The organism is Nocardioides sp. InS609-2, assembly GCF_023208195.1.
In the GTDB taxonomy this organism is placed as follows: Bacteria; Actinomycetota; Actinomycetes; order Propionibacteriales; family Nocardioidaceae; genus Nocardioides.
In genome coordinates, this window is record NZ_CP060034.1 from 4,335,799 (window position 1) to 4,359,995 (window position 24,197).

General features: G+C 70.7%; 25 protein-coding genes. 15 read left to right on the plus strand and 10 right to left on the minus strand.

Annotated features, from left to right (window positions below; all coding sequences use genetic code 11):
* Positions 1-33 precede the first annotated feature (33 nt).
* Positions 34-2,979, plus strand: a complete 2,946-nt coding sequence (locus H4Q84_RS22190) for a bifunctional [glutamine synthetase] adenylyltransferase/[glutamine synthetase]-adenylyl-L-tyrosine phosphorylase (protein WP_248581227.1) — start codon at positions 34-36, stop codon at positions 2,977-2,979.
* Between the two features lie 190 nt (positions 2,980-3,169).
* On the opposite strand, the gene H4Q84_RS22195 is transcribed toward H4Q84_RS22190, so the two are convergent.
* The 3 genes from H4Q84_RS22195 to H4Q84_RS22205 form a co-directional block, all read right to left on the minus strand.
* Positions 3,170-3,454 carry a hypothetical protein gene (locus tag H4Q84_RS22195; RefSeq protein ID WP_248581228.1) on the minus strand — a complete coding sequence of 95 codons (285 nt, stop codon included), beginning with the start codon at positions 3,452-3,454 and terminating at the stop codon, positions 3,170-3,172.
* A gap of 48 nt (positions 3,455-3,502) precedes the next feature.
* Entirely contained in the window at positions 3,503-3,934 is a 432-nt protein-coding gene (locus H4Q84_RS22200) for a hypothetical protein (RefSeq protein ID WP_248581229.1), read from the minus strand.
* 142 nt (positions 3,935-4,076) lie between these two features.
* Entirely contained in the window at positions 4,077-5,357 is a 1,281-nt protein-coding gene (locus H4Q84_RS22205; RefSeq protein ID WP_248581230.1) for an HNH endonuclease signature motif containing protein, read from the minus strand.
* Positions 5,358-5,599: 242 nt separating this feature from the next.
* Between H4Q84_RS22205 and H4Q84_RS22210 the strand changes: the two genes are divergently transcribed.
* The 8 genes from H4Q84_RS22210 to H4Q84_RS22245 all read left to right on the plus strand — a co-directional run bounded on the left by H4Q84_RS22210 (position 5,600) and on the right by H4Q84_RS22245 (position 12,862).
* A complete protein-coding gene (locus H4Q84_RS22210; protein WP_248581231.1) occupies positions 5,600-6,382 on the plus strand; it encodes an isocitrate lyase/phosphoenolpyruvate mutase family protein in 783 nt (260 codons plus the stop codon).
* 32 nt (positions 6,383-6,414) lie between these two features.
* A complete protein-coding gene (locus tag H4Q84_RS22215) occupies positions 6,415-7,101 on the plus strand; it encodes a hypothetical protein (protein ID WP_248581232.1) in 687 nt (228 codons plus the stop codon).
* Positions 7,102-7,190: 89 nt separating this feature from the next.
* Positions 7,191-8,600: a PepSY domain-containing protein gene (locus H4Q84_RS22220; protein ID WP_248581233.1), complete on the plus strand. Its 1,410-nt coding sequence runs from the start codon at positions 7,191-7,193 to the stop codon at positions 8,598-8,600.
* Positions 8,601-8,610: 10 nt separating this feature from the next.
* Positions 8,611-9,447 carry a hypothetical protein gene (locus H4Q84_RS22225; RefSeq protein WP_248581234.1) on the plus strand — a complete coding sequence of 279 codons (837 nt, stop codon included), beginning with the start codon at positions 8,611-8,613 and terminating at the stop codon, positions 9,445-9,447.
* Positions 9,444-10,541 (plus strand): beta-eliminating lyase-related protein, encoded by a 1,098-nt coding sequence (locus H4Q84_RS22230; RefSeq protein WP_248581235.1) that lies wholly within the window; start codon positions 9,444-9,446, stop codon positions 10,539-10,541. The genes H4Q84_RS22225 and H4Q84_RS22230 overlap by 4 nt, the downstream gene beginning before the upstream one ends.
* Before the next feature lie 10 nt (positions 10,542-10,551).
* Positions 10,552-11,436 (plus strand): class I SAM-dependent methyltransferase, encoded by an 885-nt coding sequence (locus H4Q84_RS22235; protein ID WP_248581236.1) that lies wholly within the window; start codon positions 10,552-10,554, stop codon positions 11,434-11,436.
* 14 nt (positions 11,437-11,450) lie between these two features.
* Complete coding sequence (locus H4Q84_RS22240) at positions 11,451-12,101, plus strand: SatD family protein (protein ID WP_248581237.1); 651 nt, start codon at positions 11,451-11,453, stop codon at positions 12,099-12,101.
* Entirely contained in the window at positions 12,098-12,862 is a 765-nt protein-coding gene (locus H4Q84_RS22245) for a hypothetical protein (RefSeq protein WP_248581238.1), read from the plus strand. The genes H4Q84_RS22240 and H4Q84_RS22245 overlap by 4 nt, the downstream gene beginning before the upstream one ends.
* An 11-nt stretch (positions 12,863-12,873) precedes the next feature.
* Here the strand turns inward: H4Q84_RS22245 and H4Q84_RS22250 are convergent, their stop codons facing one another.
* Genes H4Q84_RS22250 through H4Q84_RS22260 form a run of 3 tightly spaced genes read right to left on the minus strand, consistent with a single transcriptional unit; the run spans position 12,874 to position 16,168 of the window.
* Complete coding sequence (locus H4Q84_RS22250; protein WP_248581239.1) at positions 12,874-14,061, minus strand: 4-hydroxybenzoate 3-monooxygenase; 1,188 nt, start codon at positions 14,059-14,061, stop codon at positions 12,874-12,876.
* Positions 14,062-14,069: 8 nt separating this feature from the next.
* Positions 14,070-14,870 (minus strand): IclR family transcriptional regulator, encoded by an 801-nt coding sequence (locus H4Q84_RS22255; protein WP_248581240.1) that lies wholly within the window; start codon positions 14,868-14,870, stop codon positions 14,070-14,072.
* Between the two features lie 41 nt (positions 14,871-14,911).
* On the minus strand, positions 14,912-16,168 hold the full coding sequence (locus H4Q84_RS22260) for an aromatic acid/H+ symport family MFS transporter (RefSeq protein WP_248581241.1): 1,257 nt from the start codon (positions 16,166-16,168) through the stop codon (positions 14,912-14,914).
* 130 nt (positions 16,169-16,298) lie between these two features.
* On the opposite strand from H4Q84_RS22260, the gene pcaH reads away from it, so the two are divergent.
* Genes pcaH through H4Q84_RS22285 form a run of 5 tightly spaced genes read left to right on the plus strand, consistent with a single transcriptional unit; the run spans position 16,299 to position 21,198 of the window.
* Positions 16,299-17,111 carry a protocatechuate 3,4-dioxygenase subunit beta gene (pcaH, locus tag H4Q84_RS22265; protein ID WP_248581242.1) on the plus strand — a complete coding sequence of 271 codons (813 nt, stop codon included), beginning with the start codon at positions 16,299-16,301 and terminating at the stop codon, positions 17,109-17,111.
* Positions 17,108-17,632, plus strand: coding sequence for a protocatechuate 3,4-dioxygenase subunit alpha (pcaG, locus tag H4Q84_RS22270; RefSeq protein WP_248581243.1), 525 nt, complete (start codon positions 17,108-17,110; stop codon positions 17,630-17,632). The genes pcaH and pcaG overlap by 4 nt, the downstream gene beginning before the upstream one ends.
* Before the next feature lie 4 nt (positions 17,633-17,636).
* Positions 17,637-18,800 (plus strand): lyase family protein, encoded by a 1,164-nt coding sequence (locus H4Q84_RS22275; RefSeq protein ID WP_248581244.1) that lies wholly within the window; start codon positions 17,637-17,639, stop codon positions 18,798-18,800.
* The gene (pcaC, locus tag H4Q84_RS22280) at positions 18,797-20,011 is read left to right on the plus strand and encodes a 4-carboxymuconolactone decarboxylase (protein WP_248581245.1); all 1,215 of its coding nucleotides are present in this window, start codon (positions 18,797-18,799) and stop codon (positions 20,009-20,011) included. Before H4Q84_RS22275 ends, pcaC begins: the two co-directional genes overlap by 4 nt.
* Complete coding sequence (locus tag H4Q84_RS22285) at positions 20,008-21,198, plus strand: thiolase family protein (protein WP_248581246.1); 1,191 nt, start codon at positions 20,008-20,010, stop codon at positions 21,196-21,198. Before pcaC ends, H4Q84_RS22285 begins: the two co-directional genes overlap by 4 nt.
* Here H4Q84_RS22285 and H4Q84_RS22290 read toward each other — a convergent pair.
* Positions 21,195-21,590, minus strand: a complete 396-nt coding sequence (locus H4Q84_RS22290; protein ID WP_248581247.1) for an MmcQ/YjbR family DNA-binding protein — start codon at positions 21,588-21,590, stop codon at positions 21,195-21,197. The genes H4Q84_RS22285 and H4Q84_RS22290 overlap by 4 nt on opposite strands.
* A 51-nt stretch (positions 21,591-21,641) precedes the next feature.
* On the opposite strand from H4Q84_RS22290, the gene H4Q84_RS22295 reads away from it, so the two are divergent.
* A complete protein-coding gene (locus H4Q84_RS22295) occupies positions 21,642-22,052 on the plus strand; it encodes a GNAT family N-acetyltransferase (RefSeq protein WP_248581248.1) in 411 nt (136 codons plus the stop codon).
* Positions 22,053-22,110: 58 nt separating this feature from the next.
* On the opposite strand, the gene H4Q84_RS22300 is transcribed toward H4Q84_RS22295, so the two are convergent.
* The 3 genes from H4Q84_RS22300 to H4Q84_RS22310 all read right to left on the minus strand — a co-directional run bounded on the left by H4Q84_RS22300 (position 22,111) and on the right by H4Q84_RS22310 (position 24,022).
* Complete coding sequence (locus H4Q84_RS22300) at positions 22,111-22,893, minus strand: HNH endonuclease signature motif containing protein (protein WP_248581249.1); 783 nt, start codon at positions 22,891-22,893, stop codon at positions 22,111-22,113.
* Positions 22,890-23,459 (minus strand): hypothetical protein, encoded by a 570-nt coding sequence (locus tag H4Q84_RS22305; protein ID WP_248581250.1) that lies wholly within the window; start codon positions 23,457-23,459, stop codon positions 22,890-22,892. Before H4Q84_RS22305 ends, H4Q84_RS22300 begins: the two co-directional genes overlap by 4 nt.
* A 227-nt stretch (positions 23,460-23,686) precedes the next feature.
* The gene (locus H4Q84_RS22310; RefSeq protein WP_248581251.1) at positions 23,687-24,022 is read right to left on the minus strand and encodes a hypothetical protein; all 336 of its coding nucleotides are present in this window, start codon (positions 24,020-24,022) and stop codon (positions 23,687-23,689) included.
* Positions 24,023-24,197: the final 175 nt, after the last annotated feature.

The following is a 24,197-nucleotide window of genomic DNA, read 5'->3' on the forward strand; positions in this document are numbered from 1 at the left end:
GTGGCGAGGAACGAGCGACCGACGAGCGGGAGCTTGGCCCGCCTGGGCTTCCAGCAGCCCGACCGCGCGCTCCTTCACCTGGCCTCGCTCGGCGCACCGGGTGAGGAGCTGCTGGCCATCCTCGGTCGCGCCGCCGACCCCGACCTCGCGCTGCTCGGGCTGGTCCGACTGGTTGAGGCGTCCGACGAGGGTGACGCGATGCTGGCCGCGCTCGCTGCCGACGAGGGCACGGCGATGCGGCTGCTGCTGGTGATGGGCGCGAGTACGGCGCTCTCCGACCACCTGGTGCGGCACCCGGGCCATTGGCTCGAGCTCACCGACCCGACGATGGGCTCGTCGCGGCCCCCGGCGTACGCCGTCCGGGCCGACCTGTTGCGTGCCGTCGGTGCGGATCCGGCCGACGTGCTCCCGGTGGCCACGCTGCCGGACGCGGCGGCGCTCGATGCCCTGCGCGTGGAGTACCGCCGCGTGCTGGTGCGGCTGGCTGCCCGCGACCTCGCGCACGACCAGGCGCTCGACGACACCGCGGCCGAGCTGTCCGACCTCGCGGCCGGCACCCTGGACGCGGCGCTGGCCGTGGCCCGCGCCCGGGTCGGCGAGGACGCCGCGCTGGCCCGGCTCGCGGTGCTCGCGATGGGCAAGTGCGGTGGCCACGAGCTCAACTACGTCTCCGATGTCGACGTCATCTATGCCTTCGAGCCGGTCGAGGGTGCCGACGAGTCACGGGCGACGCGGGCCGCGACCCAGCTCGCCTCGCACGTGATGCAGGTCTGCTCCGACCACACCAGCGAGGGCACCATCTGGCCGGTCGACGCGGCGCTGCGACCCGAGGGCAAGTCGGGTCCGCTGGTCCGCACGATGGCGAGCCACCGTGGCTACTACGAGCGCTGGGCCAAGACGTGGGAGTTCCAGGCGCTGCTCAAGGCCCGGCCGGCTGCCGGCGACCTCGAGCTGGGTCGGCAGTTCGTCGGGATGGTGGCGCCGATGGTGTGGAGCGTCGCCGGGCGCGACGGCTTCGTGGCCGACGTACAGGCCATGCGTCGTCGCGTCATCGCCCACATCCCGGCGCACGAGGCGGGTCGCCAGCTCAAGCTCGGTGCGGGTGGGCTGCGCGACGTGGAGTTCGCGGTGCAGCTGCTGCAGCTCGTGCACGGTCGCAGTGACGAGACGCTGCGTTCGTCCACGACGCTGAGCGCGCTCTCGAGCCTCACCCGCGGCGGCTACGTCGGGCGCGAGGACGGCGAGGCGCTGCACAACGCCTACGTCTTCCTCCGCACCCTCGAGCACCGCATCCAGCTCTTCGCGCTGCGCCGCACGCACGTCGTACCCGAGGACGAGCCGTCGCTGCGCCGCCTCGGGCGCTCGATGGGCATGCACAAGGACTCGGTCACGACGCTCACCGCAGAGTGGGCACACCATCGTCGCGAGGTCCGGCGGCTGCACGAGAAGCTCTTCTACCGCCCGCTGCTGACCGCCGTCGCGCGCATCCCCGGCGAAGAGGCGCGGCTCTCGCCCGAGGCGGCCGAGCAGCGGATGGCCGCCCTGGGGTACGCCGACCCCAAGGCCGCGCTGCGCCACCTCGAGGCCCTGACGAGCGGGGTCTCGCGCACGGCCTCGATCCAGCGCACCCTGCTGCCGGTGATGCTCGAGTGGTTCGCGGGGGCGCCCGATCCCGACGCCGGGCTGTTCGGCTTCCGGCGGCTCAGCGAGACTCTAGGCAGCACGCACTGGTATCTCCGCCTTCTGCGCGACGAGGGCGAGGTGGCCGAGCGGCTGGCCACGATCCTCGCGACGTCGCGCTTCGCCACCGACCTCCTGGTGCGGGAGCCGCAGGGCGTGCGGATGCTGGGCGACGACCTGGCACCCCTGACAGCGGAGGCGCTCGGCGCCGAGATGGCGTCGACGGCGTCGCGGCAGGCCGCCCCCGAGGACGCCGTGCGCGCGATCCGGGCCGTCCGCCGCCGCGAGCTGTTCCGCATCGCCGTCGGCGAGCTCCTGGGCGAGAACGACGTCGAGGCCGTCGGCGCGGGGCTGTCGCGGCTGACCGACGCCACCCTCGAGGCGACGCTGGCGGTGGCCATGGAGTCGGTGCGCGCCCAGCGGTCGCTCGATGCCGTGCCGACCGTGATGGCGATCGTCGCGATGGGGCGCTACGGCGGCTTCGAGCTGTCCTACTCGTCCGATGCCGACGTGATGTTCGTGCACGAGCCCGTCGCGGGCGCCGAAGCACCCGGAGCCGCGTCGTTCGCCCAGGCCGTTGCCAACGAGGTACGTCGCCTGCTGGCGCTGCCGGGCACCGACCCGGCCCTCGAGGTCGATGCGGGTCTACGTCCCGAGGGCAAGCAGGGGCCGCTTGTGCGGACCCTCGAGTCCTACGCCGCCTACTACGCGAAGTGGTCGAAGGTGTGGGAGTTCCAGGCGCTGCTGCGGGCCGACCCGGTCGTCGGCGACCCCGCGCTGCGCGAGCGCTTCACCGCACTGATCGACCCACTGCGGTTCCCCGAGCAGGGCATCAGCGAGGACGACGTGGTCGAGGTACGCCGCATCAAGGCGCGCGTCGACATCGAACGGCTGCCGCGCGGCGCCGACCCGCACACCCACTTCAAGCTTGGTCGCGGTGGCCTTGCCGACGTCGAGTGGACTGTCCAGCTGCTACAGATGCGGCACGCCGGCCGGGTGCCCGAGCTGCGCACCCCTCGCACCCTCACCGCACTCGCCGCGGCTGCCGAGGCAGGATTGATCGACGCTGCCGACGCCGACGTACTCGCCTCCGCGTGGCGCACCGTCAGCAAGGTGCGCAACGCGGTCACTCTGGTGCGTGGCAAGGCGGCCGACCAGCTGCCGCGCGACGCCACCGAGAAGGCGGCCGTCGCCAGCGTGCTCGACTATCCAGCGGGGGAGTCGGAGCGGATGGTCAACGACTACCTTCGCATCACCCGGCGTGCCCACACCGTGGTCGAGCGGGTGTTCTGGGGCTGAGCAGGTGTGAGCCTGCTGCCTGCGCTGCGCAGGTCGTGACCCTCGTCGCAGCCCTGGCGCTGTGCCACTCACCCACGAGACCCGGCACCATGCCACCTAGATCGCGTAGCTGTCGAGAACCGAGCAGCGGCAGATCCGGGCGAGCGTAGCCGCCCACAATGCGGCATGGGCGGACGGTTGCACGAAAACGTCAGCGAGCGTCTCGGTTCTCTCCCCAGCCGAACCGGCTTTCCGCAACGAAGTCGACAAGGTTCGACCGCAGCCGCTCCCGCCACTCCTCAACGCTCGTTTGCGGCGCGAACCCCTGGACGACGTAGTCGCGGAACGTCTCGCCCCGCGCCGTGAGAGAGAGTGCAACTGAGCCCTCCAACTCGTCCGTGACGCTCAACTCGAACGCGGAAACTTCGTTCTTCTTGAACACGGCCCGCATGGCTGGTGCCACGACCTCGCAGGCTACGTCGACGAGTTCCATCACGGAGCCGGACTCTAGCGACATGGGGAGCGGACCGAGTCGCAGGCACGCTCATCGGCAGGTCAGTGCGCTATCTGCGGCAGCTCCGCTAGACGACTGACGCTGTATCCGTCGAGGGACGGCGTCAGAATCGTCGGTCGACGGCGCCAGGAAGAGCCACCAGCCCGCGTCGGACGCGACCGTTGCGCGGCGATCTCCGAGGTACTCGATGTCGACGGTCTTTCTGGGTGCGGTCTGCCCCCAGATCGCCACCATTCGCCAGGACCACGAGACCCCATCGTCGCCAGCGCTGCCGCTGGCCAAGGCCTGCCAGTCTCCCTCAGAGTCGCGCTCGTATTCGTCGAGGTCGATCGAAGCCGCGTCGCCGTTCGTGTCGATGAGCGCTGCGGCGATGTTGTCACCCGCTGCCACGGCAAGAGTCACGCCGAACCGTGAATCCCAACCCCCGGCTTCGATCGCGGACTGCGCATCTAGATTCTTCACGTCAGCATGGTCTCAGGAGAGCGGTTCCACGACGTCCGAATTTCGGCTAGATCCGGTTAGCCGCTGCAGTTCAGTTCGGCGCGCCACCTACCCCGCCGGCTGTGGTGTCGGCGGGGTGTGGGGCGGGGTGATGTCAACCCGGCTAGGTGCCGGCCTCGTCCCTGACGAAGGTGTGCCCGTGGGGGCTGGTCCAGATGTACGTCGCGGGGCCGGCGCGCTCGTATCGCCAGGCGGCGTGGGTCTTCAACCGGTGATGTCGCCGGCACAACGCTGCGAGGTTTGCCGTCGAAGTGACTCCGCCGGCCTCCCACGGGACGATGTGGTCGAGGTCGCAGGACCTCGCCTGTCGGGTGCACCACGGGAACACGCAGGTCTGGTCGCGCAGGATCACTTGTTCGCGGAGCCGGGGTGACGGTTGGTAGCCGTCGCAGACGAGGTGCTCGTTGAGGTCGATGACCGGCTTCACGACCACGTCGGTGCGGGACTGCGTGCACCACTGGCGAAGCTGGTCGAGGGTGGCGAGATTGCCGCGTTCGAGCCGGGCGACCCGGTCGCCTTCGGTCAGGTGGACGTGGAGGACGACCTGACGAACTGCGGCCGAGCCTTCGTTTCGAGACGGGCCTTGAAGGCCCTCCTCAACCAGCGGTGACGGGGCCAGCGGGAGGGAGAGCTGGGATCGGGACATCTCCCCGACCGCAGAAGCACGCCGGGCATCGAGTGACTCTTCGGACCCGAGGCTCTTCAACGCCTCGGCGCCGTGCGCGACGGCGGCACCGAAGTCGAGGGCGTCGGCCAGGTCGAGCTCAGCGGTCACGCGCATGGTGCCCGCGAAGGAGACCTGCTCCTCATCAATCGTCACGTGCCGCCCGTCGGCCGCGAGCCGGGCTTCGGCAGCGGCACGGGCGGGGTCGAACCGTGCGATCGCGGCATCGACCAACCGATCGACGGCCGAGGTCGAGGTGCGGTGCGCGAACGGGGCGAGCTGGGCGTCGACGTACGACGCGGCCTCATGCGACAACGTCGCGTGGATGGTGGCCTCCGCAATCCGACGTGCCCGCCAAGCAGGCAGGTCACCGGCCTGCGCGCGTCGCCACAACCGCGGGAGCCTGTGTCGCAGCTCGATGGCCTGACCGATCACGTGCTTCGCCGACACCGTCGAGATGCCCAGGACCGCACCGAACTCGGCGATGCAGAACTCCGCCACCAACGGCGCACCCGGGCCGGCGATCGGCTCCTCATGCTCCGAACCACCGAGCATGAAGGCGGCCGCATCAAGGACCGACGACGCCGGATGGAGGTCGGCCCACGCGCATGCTGCGACCAACAGCTCGGCCTCGCCGCGATCGGCAGTGGCCCGAGATGAGCGCGCGAACGCGAGCACCGTGGATGCGGTGTCGGGGAGCTCGCTCGTCGTGATCGCCATACAGAGAAGCCAAGCAGGGACCACCGACATTTCGAGGCCGGATCCAGGCGAAGAAGCCACATAGTCGACAACTGATCGAAAACTTCTCCCCTGATAGATGACCGGTTCGTCGCTGGCGCTCCTCACACCTCAACCGCCGGCGGGTTGCTTGCGCATCTCAGACCTCAACCAGCGATCACCCCCTGGTCGCCGACTGTCTCGACGCTCTGGGAGGGTCGGGGTCGGCCGCTAGGGTGAAATGCATGACCAACTCCGACTCCGCTGCCCGCGCCACCAGTCTCCTCGAGCTGCACCGCGCTCCCGAGCTGCTCACCGTCGTCAACGTCTGGGACGTGATCAGCGCAAAGGCCGTCGCAGGCATGGACGGCACGCGTGCGCTGGCCACCGCGAGCCACTCGATCGCCGCGACGCTCGGCTACGAGGACGGCGAGAACATCCCCGTCGACGAGATGCTCGACATGTGCGGCCGGATCGTGAAGGCCACCGACCTGCCGGTCTCGGCCGACCTCGAGGGTGGGTACGGCGACGCCCCCGAGACCATCCGTCGCGCGATCGGGCTGGGCATCGTCGGTGCCAACATCGAGGACCAGATGAAGCCGCTCGCCGAGGCGGCGGCCCAGGTCGAGGCGATCATGAAGGCCGCCGAGGCCGAGGGGGTGCCCGACTTCGTGCTCAACGCCCGCACCGACGCGTTCGTGAAGGGCCGCGACCGCGACCCGGCCGACGTACTCGCCGATGCGGTGGAGCGCGGCAAGGCGTTCCTCGACGCCGGCGCACCGGTCGTGTTCGTGCCGGGCCCGCTCGACGAGGCGATGGTGGCCACGCTCGTCGAGGCCTACGGCCCGCAGAAGCTGACCACCATCGGCGCCCCGGGCTCGCCGTCAACCGCCCGACTGCAGGAGCTCGGCGTGGCGCGCGTGTCGTACGGCCCGATGACCCAGCGGGTAGCGCTCACCGCCCTTCAGGACGCCGTGTCGGCGATACACCGGGGCGAGGGCATCCCGGAGTTCCGCAACCTGAACTGACGCCCGCCGAGACGGTGGGCGAGAATGGGTCCATGGATCCGGTCCTCGTCTGGTCGCGCGCGTTTGCGCTCGCGGCCGTGACGATGCTGGCCGGCATCGTCGGGCACCTCTCGGCCGACGGTCTGCTGCCCGGGGTGCCGGTCCTGACCGGGCTCTTCGTGGTGGCGCTCGTGCTGTGCGCTGCCCTGCTCAACCGGCCCGCGTCGCGACGGCGCATCGTCGCGCTGCTGGTGCTCGGCCAGACCGCTGTACACGTGGTGTTCTCCGCCACCGCCGGCCACGTCGGTGAACGCGTTGCCTCGACGCCGCACGTCAGTGCAGGCGGCCTCCCGAGCGTCGGCGGGCGCAGGGTTGGCTCGCTGATGGACTCGTACGACGCCACGATCGGCGCCACGTCGGGCGTCGCCCCGGCGTTGCCGATCGGCCACCTGGTCGACGACCTTTCGGCGCACGCCCCGATGATGGCCGCCCACCTAGCCGCGGCTGCTCTCGTCGGGCTGTGGCTGGCTGCGGGTGAGCGTGCGCTGTGGTCGCTGGTCGCGCTCGCTTCGCGTGCCGCGCTCGGCCCGCTCGCTGTTGCCTTCGCTGCCTGCCGCGTCGTGGTCGCACCTCCGTCCCCGGTCGTCCCGATCGCCACCGAGCCGCGTCCGCCGCAGGCTCCAGCGCTCCTCGCGCGCGTCGTCGTACGCCGCGGACCGCCGGCTCTCCTCGCCGCCTGATCGCCGGGCGGCACGGCACTCACCACCTACACGGGCCTCGCCCGTGCTGACCCGCGCGCGCCCGCGCGCTGCCTCGAGGAGAGCTCCACGTGACCGACGTACTCACATCCACGCCAACCAACAAGGAGAGACCGGACCGGCAGAACGCCGGCTGGTTCCGCGCGTTCTGGCGCTGGCACTTCTACGCCAGCTTCCTGGTCGTCCCGATCCTGCTGGTGCTGGCCAGCACGGGGCTGATCTACCTGCTCCGCTTCCAGCTCGAACCCTTGCTTCATGCCGACCTGATGAAGATCGAGGCGGCGTCGAGCAGCCAGATCCGCCAGCCGTACGCCGCCCAGCAGGCGGCCGTCGAGCGCGCCTACCCGGACGACACTGTCGTGTCGATGACCGAGCCGTCGACGGCAGATCGCAGCACGGTCTTCTCGTTGACCGAGATCGATGGCAGCACCCGCGACGCCTACGTGAACCCGTACGGCGCCGAGGTGCTCGGCTCGCTGAACCCCGACACCACACTCTCGGGGTACGCCGTCCGGTTGCACGGCGAGCTGATGAGCGGCCGCTTCGGTGACCTGGTCATCGAGCTCGGCGCCTGCTGGGCGATCGTGATGTCCCTGACCGGCTACTACCTGTTCTTGAAGGGCCGCAAGGCAAGGCGACGGCAGGCCCAGCGCACCGCCAAGCGGCTCCGGATGCGGCACGGCCTGGTCGGCTCGTTCGTGGGTGTCGGCCTGCTGGGGCTGCTGATCTCCGGGCTGCCGTGGACCGGTGTCTGGGGTGAGCAGGCGCAGAAGCTCGCCACCGTCAACGACACGTCGATGTGGAGCCTCGACCACGGCGCCCTCTCGGATCCGACGTCGAGCCTCGACGAGTCCCTGCCGCACAGCCACGCGACCGACGTGCCGTGGGCGATGGGGGAGTCGCCGGTGCCACGCTCCTCGAGCGATGAGGACGGCGTCAGCGTCGCCAACGTGGACACCGCACTCACCGTGGCCGACCGCGAGGGGCTGCGGCACCCGATGACGGTGGCGCTGCCGGCCGACGAGGCGGGCGTGTTCTCGGTGATCGGCTATGCCTTCGACGCGCCGTCGGACGAACGCACGGTGCACGTCGACCGGTACGGCGGCGAGGTCGTGTCGTCGTACGGCTTCGACGACTATCCGTTGCTTGCCAAGGTCGTGTCGCAGGGCATCGGCCTGCACGAGGGCCGCTCGCTCGGGTTGGTGTCGTTCTGGGGATCGCTGCTGATGTGCCTGGGCGTGATGTTCATGTGCGTCACCGGGCCACTGATGTGGTGGCGCCGACGACCCCGGGGAACGGCGGCCATGGGCGCCCCGCGCGGACGGCTGCCGTTGCGTGCCTCCCCGCTCCTGCTGGTCGGTCTGATCGGGCTCGGGGGGCTGCTCCCAGTGTTCGGGATCTCGGTGCTGGTGGTGCTGCTGCTCGACCGGTTGGTGCTGCGGCGCATCAAGTCGATAGGCGACTTCTTCGGCGTCGCCTAGCCTCACAGCCGTGGAGGTCCGGGTAGGCACGCTCGTCGACCTGCTGCCCGACGTGCAGGCGCTCGCGACCCGGCTGTGGACGCCGGAGTCGTGGGCGCACGCGGGCCAGCTCGCCTGGTCGTCGGCTTTCACCGACCCGGACTCCGCGGCGGCGATCTGGTCCGACGGCGGCGTCGACGTCGCCGCTTGTCTGCTCGACGGGCCGGAGCTCGTGGTCGACCCGGCCCACGAGGCCGTCGCGGCCGAGGTGATCGGCTGGGCGCAGCCGGCGGACGTGCTCGTCCTCGAGACCGAGCAGCACCTCGTGCGCGCCTTGGCCGATCTCGGCTTCGCGGCCGACGAAGCGCCGTACTTCCGCCAGCACCTGCTCGACCTCCGCGACATCGAGGTGCCCACGACCGACGGCTACACGCTGCGGCCGGTCGCGGCTGGGGAGACCGCCGCCCGCGCCGCCTGCCACCGGGCCGCGTGGTCAGACGTCGCGCCGTCGTCGATGACCACCGAGAAGTACGACGGCATCGCCGGCACCGCGCCTTACGACCGTGCTCTCGACTGGGTGGCCACCGACGCCGCGGGGGAGATGGTGACGTCGTGCCTGGTCTGGCTCGCGGGCGAGGTGGCGCTCGTGGAGCCGGTCGGCTGCGCGCCCGAGCACCGGGGCCGGGGCCTCGCGGGAGCCGTCTCGCTCGCGGCCCTGGCCGCCTCCAGGGATCATGGCGCTACCACCGGACTCGTGCGCCCGCGGGGCGACACCGCCTACCCGGTGCCGCAGCGCGTCTACCGAGGCATCGGCTTCCGGCCCGGCGCCCGCACCCGCACGTTCGTCCGACACCAGGAGGACCAGTGATCGACGACCTCACGACCCGGGTGCGCACCGCGGTCCGCACGGCTGGCCGCGGAGTCTTCTGGCACCCGACTCGCACGCCGGCGGAGGTGTTCACGGGGCTGGCCGAGGCGGCCGACGAGCTCGGCCTCACCGAGTGGGACGTGTACGGCGACGACGGCGCGGTCGCCATGCTCGAGGAGCAGATCGCGACCTTGCTGGGCAAGGAGGCCGCCGTCTTCGTGCCCAGCGGGATCATGGCGCAGCAGGCCGTGCTGCGGGTCTGGTGCGACCGCAGCGGCTCGCGCCGGGTGGCCATCCCCGACCTCTCGCACCTGCTCACCTACGAGGCCGACGGTCCGCAGCTGTTGCACGGGTTCGAGTTCGAGCACCTGACGACCGGCCGCGAGGTGGCCACGGCTGACCACCTGGCCAAGGTCCCCGGGCGGCTGGGCGCGGCGATGGTCGAGCTGCCGCTGCGGGATGCCGGCTGCCTGCTGCCGACGCTGACCGAGCTGCAGGAGCTGTCGGCTGCGGCCCTTCAACGCGGCGTACCCCTGCACTTCGACGGCGCGCGGCTGTGGGAGAGCCAGGCGAACTACGACGTGCCGCTCGCCGAGCTGGCCGGACTCGCCGACTCGGTCTATGTCTCCTTCTACAAGGGCCTCGCCGGACTGCCGGGCGCGGCGGTCGCGGCCGACACCGATGTCATCGACGAGGTGCGGCTGTGGCGCAAGCGGATGGGCGGCGCCCTGCACCGGCTCACCCCGCTGGCGCTGAGCGCCCTTGTCGGCCTGCGCGACCGGCTCCCGCACGCCGCCGAGGAGCTGGCCTGGGCGCGCGCGTTCGCCGACGAGCTGGCGGACCGCGGACTCCGGCCGTACCCGGAGGTCCCGCACACCTGCATCTTCGAGGTGTACGCCGACGCGCCGGCCGACGAGATGAACGAGCGCTTGCTCGACCTCGTTCTACGGACGGCTACCGGGGTCAGCCCGCCCTGGCGGGCAGCCGACATGCCCGGCACCTCGGTGTGCGAGGTCTCGGCCTACGGCCAGGCCCTGCAGCACGATCCCGCGCAGGTGGCGGACTGGTTCGGAGAGCTGGCCGGGCGCCCGTAGGGTGAAGCCCGTGTCAGCTGTCGACAATCACCCCAAGCGCTACTGCCCGGCCTGTGGCAACGTCGTGTGGCTGCGCAACTTCAGGCCCGGCCCCAACGGTCGCCCGCACGCGAGCTGTCCACGGTGCAAGAGCCTCGAGCGGCACCGCTTCCTGGCGGTGCTCATCAGCAGCCTGAAGCCGGCCATCGGCACGGTCGAGGTGTTGCTCGACGTCGCGCCGTCGCCGCAGACCACAGAGATACTGGCGAGCCTGCGCCCCGGTCGGCGCATCAGCCTCGACCTCGGCCTCGACGGTCGCCGTGTCGACGTGCTCGCCAGCCTGACCGACCTGCCGCTCGGCGACGCCTCGGTCGACCTGGTGTTCTGCTACCACGTGCTCGAGCACATCCCCGACGACCGCGCGGCGATGCGTGAGATCGCCCGCGTGCTGACGCCAGAGGGTCTTGCGCTCGTACAGGTGCCGATCCGTTTCGGCACCGTCACCGACGAGGACGCCGACACCACACCCGAGGAGCGCAAGAAGCGCTTCGGTCAGCGCGACCACGTGCGCTGGTACGGCGACGACTTCGAGGACCGGCTCCACGAGGCGGGGCTGACGTTCCAGCGGGTCACGCCGCTGGAGGTGCTCGGCGCCGACATGTGCGTGTGGCTGCGGGTCGAGGAGGGCGAGCCGGTCTGGATCGTGCGCCGCGGCACGGCGTCCCCCGCGCGGCTGCTCGGTGAGACCGGGCTGCCCACCATGTTCGACGCGCTGCTGGGCGAGCTGACCGGCGCGCAGGCGCGTACTCTCGCGGCCCGGGCCAGGGCCCGGCGGATGAAGGCCCGCCTGGACCGTGCGCCGGTACGCCGCGTCGTACGTCGGGTGAAGCGGATGGGTTCATCTGCTCAAAAGTAAGCTATCTTCTTCATATGGGTGAGATGAAGGAGAAGCCTTCAGCGGTGCTGATCGGTGACATGGTCGGCTCGCGCCTGTCTGCTGACCGGACCGGCCTGCACGACCGGCTCGTCGCGACGCTGGCCGAGGTCAACGCGACGTTCGCTCCGGTGGCGGACCTGACGGTCTTCGCCGGTGACGAGTACCAGGGCACGTTCGCCGACGTCGGTACGGCGCTGGCCGCGTCGCTGCACCTGCGGCTCGCCCTGCTGCCGCACGTCGACGTGCGGCAGGGCATCGCCTGGGGTCCGGTCGCCGTGCTGGCGGAGTCACCGCGGGTCGAGGACGGTCCGGGCTGGTGGTCCGCGAGGGCGGCGATCGTTGAGGTGGAGGACGACGCGACGCGGTCGGTCACTCGCTCGGCACGTACCCGCTACGCGCTCGCGCCCGACGTGACCGGGCCCGAGACGGGCGCCATCAACGCCGCCCTGCTGGCCCGCGACCACCTCGTGGGCCGGCTCGACGAACGCTCGTTGTCGGTGCTGCGTGGTCTGCTGTCGGGGCAGACCCAGCAGCAGCTGGCGCGCGCCGAGGGCATCTCCGCGTCGGCCGTCTCGCAGCGGGTGCGCAACGATGGACTCGGGGTCGTGATGGCCATGGAAGAACAGCTGAGGGGGATCCGATGAGCTGGTTGGCGTTGCTGCTGGTCGGGTTGGGGCTGACCGACCTCATCTTCTCGGTCCGACCTCAGAAGTTCGCGCCCGAGGGCGTGGCCGCCATCGTCGTCGTACTCCTCGGGTTGTCGGTGGGCCTCACCGACGTCGCCGACGTGGTAGCACTGATCCTCATCGCCGCCGCAGTGGTGCTCTGGGGCTGGGCAGTGACGCGCGGCTTCGGCAGGGGCCCGTCCTGGTGGCCATTGGCGGTCTTCGCAGGCGAGGTGACCGTCGCGGTCGCCGCCAGCGGTGAGGCCGGCGCGTCCAGCGGCTGGCTCGAGACCTGGCTGGCCGACTCACCGATCCCGCTGCTCGGCGATCTCACTCCCGACCGCGCGCTGCTGCTCCTCGGTCTCACCCTGCTCCAGCTCTCGACCGGCAACGTGATCGTGCGGCTGGTGCTTGCCGCGACCCACACGCTCAACTCGCGCAAGGGCGGCACGTCCCACGACCTGCCCGTGCCCCAGCTGAAGGGTGGACGGCTGCTCGGTCCGCTCGAGCGGCTGTTCATCCTCGGCCTGGGACTGGCCGGTCAGGTGACCGCCGCGGGCATCGTGGTTGCCGCGAAGGGGCTGATCCGGTTCCCCGAGCTGCAGGCCGCTCGCGATGCGGCCCGCGAGGGCAAGGCGCCGCACGGTCCGGGCATCCACGAGGTGACCGAGTACTTCCTGGTCGGCAGCTTCGTAAGCTGGACCATCGCCCTGGCCTCGCTCGCACTGCTCGCCACCTGAGCCCTCGGTCGTCAGAAGCCGATCGGCAGGCCCGCGTAGTTCTCGGCCAGACCCGTTGCACCGGCTTCGCTGGAGGTGACCCAGCGCAGCTGTGAGAGCTGGAGCTGCTCGTCGAACGGGTCTCCCGTGCTGTGCAGCATCGTGGTCATCCACCACGAGAAGTGAGTGCATCGCCAGACCCTGCGCAGCGCGGTGTCGGAGTAGTCGTCGGCCAGGCGTGAGTCGTCCTTGCGGAGCAGTTCGACCAGCGCTGGCGCGAGCAGGCCGACGTCGGCGACCGCGAGGTTGAGACCCTTGGCGCCGGTCGGCGGCACGATGTGCGCGGCGTCGCCCGCGAGGAACAGCCGGCCGTGGCGCATCGGCGTCGAGACGTGGGATCGCATCGGCAGCACCGACTTGTCGGTGACCGGGCCCGGTGTCAGCTCCCAGCCGTCCTGTCCGTGGCCGAGCCGGGTAGCGAGCGCTTGCCAGATGCGGTCGTCGGGCCAGTCGTCGAGCGAGGTGTCGTTGGGCACCTGGAGATAGAGCCGCGACACCGTCTCCGAACGCATCGAGTGCATGGCGAAACCGTCGGGGTGCCAGGCATAGATCAGGTCGTCGGTCGACGGCGCGACATCGGCGAGGATGCCGAGCCAGGAGTAGGGATAGGTCCGCTCCCAGGTCTGCTGCACCGTGGACGGTACGGCGGCCCGCGAGGGCCCGAACGAGCCGTCGCAGCCGACCACCACGTCAGCGACGATGCGCCGGGCCTCGCCCTCGGACGAGGTGAACGTGACCGACGGGTCGTCGGTCTCGAGGTCGTGCAGCGCGGTGTCGGACACCTCGTAGTGCACCTCCTGACCGGCAGCCGTGCGCGCCGCGACGAGGTCGCGCTGCACCTCGGTCTGGCCGTAGAGCCACACCGACCGGTCGGTCAGGTCGACGAAGTCGAGGTGGTGCCGCTCTTCGGGCCACTGGAGGTGGATCCCGCGGTGCCGCGCACCTTCGCGGTCGAGCCGCTCGCCCAGACCGGCGGAGCGCAGCAGGTCGACCGTCGACTGCTCCAGGATGCCGGCGCGGATCCGCGCGGCGACGTACTCCTCGGAGCGGCTCTCGACGACCACCGACTCGACCCCGTCTCCGGCCAGGAGGTGGGCGAGGAGCAGGCCGGCCGGTCCTGCTCCGACGATGGCCACCTGGGTGCGGATCGGCTCTGACATGGCGCGAGTCAACCGGATCGGCTGTCCACCGAGCCATGCGATGCTTCCGCTGACTGGAAGTTGCGCTCGAGTGCCCGACCGATGCCTCGGGCCGCGACCTCCAGGGCGGCGACCAGCCTGGGCCGGTCGTTCCTGAGGGACGCCACGACGATGCCCAGTGCTGCCACCACGGCGTCACCTCGGCGGATCGGCACGGCAGCCGAACAGGCGCCCAGGCTCATCTCCTCCGACGTGGTGGCGTAGCCCACTCGCCGGACCTGGGTGAGCTGGCGCCGCAGGTGACCGGGCTGGGTGAGCGTGTACGCCGTCAGCCGCGGCAGGTCAGCGAGAACCGCCCGTTGCACCTCGGCCGGGGCGTGGGCGAGGAGCACCTTGCCCACCCCGGTCGCGTGCATGGGCAGCCGGGTGCCGACGGTGCTCACGATCGGCACCGAGCTGTTGCCGCGAAGCCGGTCGAGATAGAGCACCTCGGTACCGTCCCGCACGGCCAGGTGGACGGTGGCCAGCGTGGCGCCGTACAGGTCGTTGAGGTACGGCGAGGCGAGCTCGACCAGGCCGGCCTGCAACGGAGCGAGCAGTCCGATGTCCCAGAGGCGCCGCCCGATGACGAACCGACCGTCGCTCACCCGGGCCAGAGCGCCCCACGCGACCAGCTCGGCCGCGAGCCGGTGGGCCGTGGGCACGGGCAGGCCGGCCCGGTCGGCGAGCTCGGTCAGGGTGAGCCGGCGGTGGTCCTCGTCGAACGCGCCGAGCAGGGCCAGCGCCCGGCTCGTCACCGTGGCGCCGGGAGAGGAGGAGTTGCCGGCCACGACGGAGAGTCTTCCACTCGCCGGAACCCGGCGCTACGCCGTCAGCGCTCGGCCGAGTGCATGTCGGCGGGCACGGTCGACAGCGCGGCCACCGCCAGCACCGCCGCGACGGCGAAGGCATAGAAGCCCCACGGGTAGGCGATCCCGGCGGTCACCAGCGCGCCACCCAGCGACGGGCCGACGATGGCGCCGATCCGGCCGACGCCTGCGGACATCCCGAGCGCGGTGCCGCGGATCTCGGGCGGGTAGAGGTGGCCGACGAACGCGTAGACCAGCACCTGGGCGCTGAAGACGAAGATGCCTGCGAGCAGAACGGCGACGTACACGAGCAGCGAGCTGTCGATCTTGATCGACAGCATGGCGAGGAACACCGCGGCCAGGCCGAACCATGCGAGCACGGTCCTCTTGTTTCCGCGTGCGTCGCTGATGCCGCCGGCTGCGACAAGACCGATGACGGCGCCGACGTTGAGCACCAGGAGGAGCCCGGTGCCGGCCTTGATGGAGTAGCCGGCCTCGCCCATGATCGTCGGCAGCCAGGTGTTGAGGCCGTAGACCAGCAGCAGACCCATGAACGACGCGACCCACAGGCCGATGCTGACGCGCAGGAAGCGACCCTTGACGACATCGGCGCTGCGCACCACGGCAGGCTTGGCGTCGCCGACGGACTCGAGCGCCCGCAGGTAGGCCTCCGACTCGGGCAGCTTGGCCCACAGCAGCGGCACGGTCGTGAGACCGGCGAGGCCGCCGACGACGAACATCGACTCCCAGCCGTAGGAGTCGATCATCACCAGCGCCAGCAGGGCGGTGAGTACGGCGCCGACGTGGTAGCCGGTCATCGTCAGCGTGACTGCCCGGCCGTTGCGACCGGCCGACGCGTGCTCGCTCATGTAGGCCAGTGCCGTAGGCAGGCAGGCCCCCAGACCCAGGCCGGCGAGGAGCCGCAGCGCGGTGAACTGGGTGACGTCGGCGGCCAGCGGGATCGCGAGGGTGAACAGCGAGAACATCAGCACGCAGGAGATCAGGCTCTTGCGCCGGCCGAACCGGTCGGTCAGCGGGCCGATCGCGACCGCGCCGAGTCCGACCCCGACCAGGCCGATGGTCGAGGCCGCGGTGACCGATGACGGCGTGAAGCCGAGGTTGCCGGTGCCGAGCAGTGTCGGGATCACGGCGCCGAGGACGACTAGGTCGAAGCCGTCGAGCGCGACCGCGATCCAGCAGAGCACGACGGGCCAGGAGCCGGCGGCGCGTGGCGTGCCGGTCCGACCTGTGGCGGATGAGGCGGGGAGTGGGGTGGACATCGGGGGCTCCTTGGCGGTCGGGGGATCGACCTCACCGTGGCAGCGGTCACAGTGTCCGCCGAGCATCCGATTCCACTGGGTGGAAGTGGACCGAAGGGCGTCTCGGGCTCCGGGCCCTACCGTTGTGCACGTGAGCGACCTCCTCCACAACACGCACGCGCCGGCCGACCCTGACTCCTCGTCGCGGAGCCAGGCCGAGGTGAGTGCCGACATGGATGCCGTCTCCCGGGAGTACGCCGGCTCGAAGGCCGCCGCGGGCGACGGCGAGACGCGCACGCGTCTCGACTTCCCGGCGTACCGGAGCAGCATCCTGCGGCACCCGACCAAGGATCTCCACCACGCCGATCCCGAGGGTGTCGAGCTGTGGTCGCCGGTGTTCGGAGAGAACGACCTCGACCCGCTCGAGGCCGACCTAACCGTCCAGCACGGCGGCGAGCCCGTCGGCGAACGGATGAAGGTGACCGGGCGGGTGCTCGACGGCGACGGACGCCCGGTGCGGCGCCAGCTCGTCGAGATCTGGCAGGCCAATGCGGGCGGCCGCTACATCCACAAGCGCGACAACCACCCGGCCGGGCTGGATCCGAACTTCACCGGCGTCGGACGCTGTCTCACCGACGGCGACGGGACGTACGAGTTCACCACCATCAAGCCCGGCCCCTACCCGTGGAGGAACCACCGCAACGCCTGGCGGCCAGCGCACATCCACTTCTCACTCTTCGGCACCGACTTCACGCAGCGGCTGGTGACCCAGATGTACTTCCCGGGCGATCCGCTCTTCGCTCTCGACCCGATCTACCGGTCGATCGTCGACCCACGCGCGCGACGCCGGCTGGTGGCGGCGTACGACCACGACGTCACCGAGCACGAGTGGTGCACCGGCTACCGGTGGGACATCGTGCTGACCGGCAGCCAGCGCACCCCGCTCGAGGAGGAGCACGCGTGACGTGGCTGCCCACGCCGGGCCAGACGGTCGGCCCCTTCTTCTCCTTCGCCCTCGAGTACGACGGCGACGCGGCGCTGGTGCCCGACCACCACCCCGATGCCGTACGACTGCACGGCCGGGTCTTCGACGGCGCCGGCCAGCCGGTGCCGGACGCGCTGATCGAGCTGTGGCAGGCAGAGCCGTCCGGGCGTCCCTCACGGGCATCCGGGTCGCTGCGCCGCGACAGTGCGACGTTCACCGGCTGGGGGCGGTGCGCGACCGGTGCCGATGGCCGCTACGCGTTCACCACGCTCGTGCCTGGAGCACCGTTCTTCGCGCTCACCGTCTTCGCTCGCGGCTTGCTCGACGGGCTGTTCACCCGCGCCTACCTGCCGACGGCATCGGGGGACGCGTTCCTGCGGACGGTCGAGGCCGAGCGGCGGCACACGCTTCTCGCGGTGGCTGACGACGCCGGCTACGAGTTCGACATCCGCCTCCAGGGCGAGGACGAGACCGTCTTCCTCGCCCATCCGCGACACTGACGTCGTGAGCGAACTGTTCTGGCCCGGCGACGACCGGGCGGGCCACCACTTCAGCGACACCGCTTTCGTCGCTGCGATGGTCGAGGTTGAGCGGGCTTGGCTGTCCGTGCTCGGGCATCCGACCGCGCTTCTGTCGCAGAGCGACCTCACGGACGTCGAGTCCGGCGGCAACCCGGTCATCTCGCTCGTCGCTGCCCTGCGAGCGCAGCTTTCTGGTGTCGACGATGACGCAGCGCGGTGGCTGCACCGCGGACTCACCAGCCAGGACGTCGTCGACTCCGCGCTGATGATGCTGCTGCGCGATGCGGCCGTCGACCTGCGCGCCGACCTGCGTCGCACGATCCTGCGGTTGACCGAGCTAGCCGACCAGCACCGCGACACCCCCATGGTGGCGCGCACCCTGACCCAACGGGCGGTGCCGACGACCTTCGGAGCGAAGGCGGCGGCCTGGCTGACCGGAGTGCTCGATGCGTACGACGACGTGGTCGGGCTCTCCTTCCCGGTGCAGCTCGGCGGTGCCGGCGGCACCAATGCGGCCGTTGTCGAGCTCGGCCTCGACCCGGCTGCCGCACGCACTTCACTGGCTACCGGCCTGGGTCTCGACGAGGCGCTGCCGTGGCACACCGCCCGACGTCCGGTGACCCGGACAGCTGACGCCCTCGTCGCGTGCACCGATGCCTGGTCACGCATCGCCAATGACGTGCTGACCCTGTCGCGGCCCGAGATCGGCGAGCTGTCGGAGGGCGTCGGCGGCGGCTCCTCGACGATGCCGCACAAGGCCAACCCCGTGCTCTCGACGCTTGTACGACGCGCTGGACTCGCCGCCCCGCAGCTTGCCGCGACGCTGCACGCCGCGGCCGCCGACCAGTCCGACGAGCGCGCGAGCGGCGGCTGGCACGTCGAGTGGGACACCCTGCGTGTGCTCGTACGTCGGACGCTCGTGGCCGGCAGCCAGATGAGGGACCTGCTCGACGGGCTCCGCGTTCACCACGACAAGATGGTCACGACTCTCGATGCCGCGCGCGACGACGTACGTGCGGAGCAGCGCAGCATCGCCGAGGTCTCCGGCCACCACGCACCGGCAGACGGCGACTACACCGGCGAGGCGCGCAGCCTGGTCGACGAAGTCGTGGCTCGCGCCCGCACCGCCTTGAAGGAGGACGCATGATCCCGGCCGTCACCACCGTCCGGCTGACCGGCGCGCGCGACCGCTCGGAGATGCCGTTGCTGGTGCTGGGGCCGAGCCTCGGCACGTCGGCCACGACATTGTGGTCGGCCTGCGCCGCGGGGCTGACCGACGTCTTCGACGTCGTCGCCTGGGACCTGCCTGGCCACGGTCACAACCGGGCCGTTCACGACGAGCCGTTCACGATGGGCGAGCTGGCGACCGGGGTGCTGCGCGTGGTCGACGCGGTGCTCGAGGAGCGTGGCGAGGCCGGTGGCTCGTTCGGCTACGCCGGTGACTCGGTCGGCGGCGCCGTCGGCCTCCAGCTGCTGCTCGACACGCCTGACCGGGTGTCTGCCGCGGTGCTGCTGTGCACCGGCGCCCAAATCGGCGACGTCGCGATGTGGAGCGGGCGGATGGGCCAGGTCAGTGTCTCGGGCACGCCGGTGATGGTGAGCGGCTCGGCCGAGCGGTGGTTCGGGCCCGGCTTCGTCGAACGCGAGCCGGACCGGGCGTCGGCGCTGCTGCATGCCCTCCAGGACGCCGACGACGAGGGCTACGTGCAGGTCTGTGGCGCGCTGGCGGAGTTCGACGTACGCGACCGGCTGCACGAGATCACCACTCCGGTGCTCGCGGTGGCCGGATCCCGCGACGTCGCGGCGCCGCCCGCCAAGCTGCGCGAGATCGCCGACGGCGTCAAGGACGGCCGGTTGGTGGAGCTCGACGGTGTCGCCCACCTCGCTCCGGCCGAGGCGCCCAACCTGGTCGCCCGACTGATTCGGCACCACCTGTTGGGGGAGCTGCTCGAATCGACTGACGGGCAGGACCGCACGCTGCGCGAGGTGTACGACGCGGGCCTGGCCGTACGCCGCGAGGTGCTCGGCGACGCGCACGTCGACCGCGCGACAGCCGCCACGACCGACCTGACCGCCGAGTTCCAGCAGCTCATCACGACGTACGCCTGGGGCACCATCTGGACCCGCCCCGGCCTCGACCGTCGCAGCCGCTCGCTCATCACGCTCACCGCGCTGGTCGCGCGGGGCCACCACGAGGAGCTCGCGCTGCACCTGCGCGCGGCCCGCACCAACGGCCTCACGGTCGACGAGATCAAGGAGCTGCTGCTCCAGACCGCGATCTACTGCGGGGTCCCCGACGCCAACACGGCGTTCCGGATCGCGCAGCAGGTTCTGGCAGAGGAAGAGGACGACCGATGACCAGCTCCTTCGTGTACGCCGCGGCGCGCACGCCGTTCGGACGCTTCGGTGGCGCCCTGGCCGACGTACGGCCTGATGACCTGGCCGCGACTGCCCTGCGTGGCGTGCTCGACAAGGCGCCCGGTCTCGACCGGGCCGCGGTCGACGAGGTCGTGTGGGGTAACGCGAACGGCGCGGGCGAGGACAACCGCAACGTCGGCCGGATGGCGGTGCTGCTCGCCGGGCTGCCGGTCTCGGTGCCCGCGACCACGGTCAACCGGCTCTGCGGATCGAGCCTGGACGCCGCGATGATGGCGTCGCGCACGGTCGAGACCGGCGACGCCGACGTGGTCGTGGCCGGGGGAGTCGAGTCGATGACGCGCGCGCCGTGGGTGCTGCCGAAGCCGTCGCGGGCGTTCCCGGCCGGCAACGTCACGGCGGTGAGCACGACTCTGGGCTGGCGGCTGGTCAACGAGCGGATGCCGAAGGAGTGGACGCTCGCTCTGGGTGAGTGCAACGAGCAGATCGCCAGCAGCCACGCGATCTCGCGCGAGCGGCAGGACGAGTTCGCAGCCCGTTCGCACAACCTCGCCGACGCGGCGTGGCACGCCGGCTTCTACGACGACCTGGTGGTGCCTGTCGGGGGCATCGACCTGACGCGCGACGAGGGCATCCGCCCGGGCAGCAGCGCCACGTCGCTGTCAGCGCTGAAGCCGTCGTTCCGTCCCGACGGCACGATCACTCCCGGCAACGCTTCTCCGTTGAACGACGGCGCGGCGGCACTGCTGATCGGCTCCGAGGCCGCGGCCGACAGCATCGGGCTCGCGCCGCTGGCCCGGATCGCGGGCCGGGGTACGGCCGCCCTGGAGCCGCAGCTCTTCGGCATCGCACCGATCGAGGCCGCCAACCTGGCCCTTTCGAGAGCCGGTATCTCGTGGACCGACGTGTCCGCAGTCGAGCTCAACGAGGCCTTCGCCGTGCAGTCGCTGGCCTGCGTCGACGCGTGGAAGGTGGACCCCCAGATCGTGAATGCCAAGGGCGGCGCGATCGCGATCGGTCACCCGCTCGGTGCTTCGGGTGCACGGATCCTCGGCACCCTCGCGCACCGTCTCCGCGAGTCCGGCGACCGCTGGGGTGTCGCCGCGATCTGCATCGGTGTCGGCCAGGCGCTGGCCGTGGTGCTGGAGAACGTGGACGCTCCCTCCTAGCCGGCGCGCACCTGGGCTCGCAGCTTCTTCGGTGCCTGCACGCAGTAGCTCTCGGTGACCAGCTCGCCGACCTCCGCCCAGTCGGTGTCGTCGTTGACGAACATGCCCACCACGGTCGGGCGCCACGACGGCTTCCAGAACGGGTGGCCGCTGCTGCGCAGTGCGAGCAGCTCTTCGCCCTCGGCCTCGAAGGTGAGTGCCAGCGCGGGACCTCGGGTGCCGGCATGCCGCGAGAAGGCCGGAGGTCGCCCCTCAGCGATCGCCACGCAGTGCACGAATGTGCGCCCACGCACCCGGAACCTGATGCCCGCCCACGCGGCCTCCTCGTAGGCGCCCGGCAGCGGGTCGCAGATCGCGCGCAGTCGCGCGACGACATCGGCTGGCACGTCCACGGGTCGCACGCTAGGTGGTGCCGCCGACAGTGGGCGGCCTACGGTGCCGCGGTGCCAGACGACGTGGAGATCCGGGTCCGCTTCACTCCCGAAGACGACGAGGTCTCGCGACTGCACGCGCTCGCCTTCGGTTCGTCTGAGGCTCTCGTGCAACCGTGGACCAAGCGGCTTTCGGCGCACAGCCTCACCTGGGTCGGAGCGTTCGACGGAGACGTACTCGTCGGCTTCGTCAACGTCATCTGGGACGGCGGCACGCATGCCTTCCTGCACGAGACTGCCGCAGAGCCCGATCACCAGCGCCGTGGGATCGGTCGCTCGCTCGTGCAGGAAGCGGTCGCCGAGTCCCGAGCGGCCGGGTGCGCGTGGCTGCACGTCGACTACGAGCCGCACCTGGCCGAGTTCTACCGAGACGCGTGTGGCTTCCGCCCCACCGAGGCTGGCCTCCTGAGCCTCACGCCCTGACCAGGACGTGCCGGTAGCCCCGCCTGATGCTTCGGTGGCGGGGTGTGGGGCGTGATGGTCACGGCTCCGCTGGTTGAGGCGTCGTACTGAGGAGGGCCCTCAGGTCCGTCTCGAAGTGAAGGACGGAGTCCTGTCTCGAAACCGTGCCAATGTCGTCCCTGACGAAGATGTGGCCGTGCGGGCTGGTCCAGGTGTACGTCGCGGGGCCGGTGCGCCGGTAGGACCAGGCGGAATGGGTCTTCAGGCGGTGGTGTCGTCGGCAGAGCGCGGCGAGGTTGTGGGTGGAGGTCTCGCCGCCGGCTTCCCAGGGGACGATGTGGTCGAGGTCGCCGGCTCTGGCGGGTCTGCTGCACCACGGGAAGACGCAGGTCTGGTCGCGCAGGATCACTTGCTCGCGGAGCCGGGGTGAGGGTTGGTAGCCGGCACAGACGATGTGCTCGTTGAGGTCGATGACGGGTTTCACCGTCACCTGGGTGCGGGACTGCTGACACCACCCACGGATCTGGTCGAGGGTGGCGAGGTTGCCTCGTTCTAGGCGGGCGATCGGGTCGCCCTCGGCCAGGTGGACGTGGAGGACGACTTGCCGAGCCGCAGTGGAGGCTTGGTTTCGAGACGGTTGCTGCGCAACCTCACCAACCAACGGGAGGGCGAGCTGGGACCGTGCCATCTCCCCGACCGCGGACGCCCGCCGGGCATCGAGCGAGTCCTCGGACCCGAGGCTCTTCAAGACGTCTGCACCGTGGGTGACGGCGGCGCCGAAGTCGAGGGCGTCGGCCAGATCCAGCTCAGCAGTCACGCGCATCGTCCCGGCGAACGAGACCTGCTCCTCCTCGATCGTCACATGTCGACCATCCGCGGCCCGGGCTGCTTCCAGAGCGGCGCGGGTGGGGTCGAACCGGGCGATCGCCGCATCCACCAACCGGTCCACCGCCGAGGTCGAGGTGCGGTGCGCGAACGGGGCGAGCTGGGCGTCGACGTACGACGCAGCTTCACGAGAGAGCCCGGCGTGGATGGTGGTCTCGGCGATCCGCCTGGCTCGCCAGGCGGGCAGGTCGCCGGCTTGGACCGGCGCCACAACCGTGGGAGACGGTGCCGCAGCTCGAGGGCCTGACCGATCAGGTGCTTCGCCGACACCGTGGAGATGCCGAGCACGGCACCGAACTCGGCGATGCAGAACTCCGCCACCAACGGCGCCCCCGGGCCAGCGACCGGCTCCTCATGCTCCGAACCACCAGGCAGCAAGAACGCGGCCGCATCAAGCACCGAGGAAGCCGGGTGCAGGTCGGCCCACTCGCACGCCGCGACCAGGAGGTTGGCTTCCTCGCGATCGGCCGCAGCGCGGCTTGAGCGCGCGAACGCGAGCACCGCGGACGCGGTGTCGGGGAGCTCGCTGGTCGTGAGGGCCATATGAGAAGCCAATCAGGGACCACCGACACTTTCGGGCCGGATCAAGGTGGAGACCACGTTGTGCACAACTATTCGAAAGTTCTATATGTCGCTTAGCAGGGGATGTACGAGCCTGGAGTTTGTCCGAACAGGTTTGTTCTGTCTACGGACATGGCTGAGCGCGGACCGTGGTAGTTCTGGGAGATCGCCCGCCCGCCAGGCGGCAGGTGCGGACGCTGGAAGACTCGCTATGGGATCCGGATCATTGCGCCCGGCAAGGGCTTGACCTCGCCGTTTTCGCCGGTCTGCACACCTATCAGGCAAGCACGCCCTGACTTGGCATCGGCGGTGATGATCATGGCTCGAACCGTGGAGTCGGGAGCGGGGCTGCCCGGCGGCACTGGGTGCCCGGTTGTCACCGTGTGGGGGAAATTGCCGATCAACTTGATCTGGAGCACGCGACCAGACGTGCAGGGTTGGCCGGTGTTCGAGTCCGCGACCTTCCCTGACTGAGCGATGGCAGAAGCGTTCGACACTGACGCCCCTTGGTCTGCGATCACCTGGCCCGCGACGGCATCAGCCATAGCGACCTCGTCCTGGCTCAGGGATGTCCCCTGGCTCGGCCGCGGGCTCGCGGACGTCGGCGTGGCGCGAGACGTGTGATCCGAAGAACAGGATGCGAGGAACGGCAGAAGCAGGAGTGTCGCAACCAGTGGCTTCACGACCATCCGACGGCGAGCCATGGTCGATGGTTCCACG

Excerpts from the sequence above, each read along its gene's own strand:
- H4Q84_RS22310 (WP_248581251.1), bottom strand. The coding sequence starts at position 24,022 with ATGGCTGATGCCGTCGCGGGCCAGGTGATCGCAGACCAAGGGGCGTCA.
- H4Q84_RS22210 (WP_248581231.1), top strand. The coding sequence starts at position 5,600 with ATGACCAACTCCGACTCCGCTGCCCGCGCCACCAGTCTCCTCGAGCTG.
- H4Q84_RS22260 (WP_248581241.1), bottom strand. The coding sequence starts at position 16,168 with ATGTCCACCCCACTCCCCGCCTCATCCGCCACAGGTCGGACCGGCACG.
- H4Q84_RS22245 (WP_248581238.1), top strand. The coding sequence starts at position 12,098 with ATGAGCTGGTTGGCGTTGCTGCTGGTCGGGTTGGGGCTGACCGACCTC.
- H4Q84_RS22305 (WP_248581250.1), bottom strand. The coding sequence starts at position 23,459 with ATGGCCCTCACGACCAGCGAGCTCCCCGACACCGCGTCCGCGGTGCTC.
- H4Q84_RS22285 (WP_248581246.1), top strand. The coding sequence starts at position 20,008 with ATGACCAGCTCCTTCGTGTACGCCGCGGCGCGCACGCCGTTCGGACGC.
- H4Q84_RS22215 (WP_248581232.1), top strand. The coding sequence starts at position 6,415 with ATGGATCCGGTCCTCGTCTGGTCGCGCGCGTTTGCGCTCGCGGCCGTG.
- H4Q84_RS22250 (WP_248581239.1), bottom strand. The coding sequence starts at position 14,061 with ATGTCAGAGCCGATCCGCACCCAGGTGGCCATCGTCGGAGCAGGACCG.
- pcaC (WP_248581245.1), top strand. The coding sequence starts at position 18,797 with ATGATCCCGGCCGTCACCACCGTCCGGCTGACCGGCGCGCGCGACCGC.
- H4Q84_RS22205 (WP_248581230.1), bottom strand. The coding sequence starts at position 5,357 with ATGGCGATCACGACGAGCGAGCTCCCCGACACCGCATCCACGGTGCTC.
- H4Q84_RS22240 (WP_248581237.1), top strand. The coding sequence starts at position 11,451 with ATGGGTGAGATGAAGGAGAAGCCTTCAGCGGTGCTGATCGGTGACATG.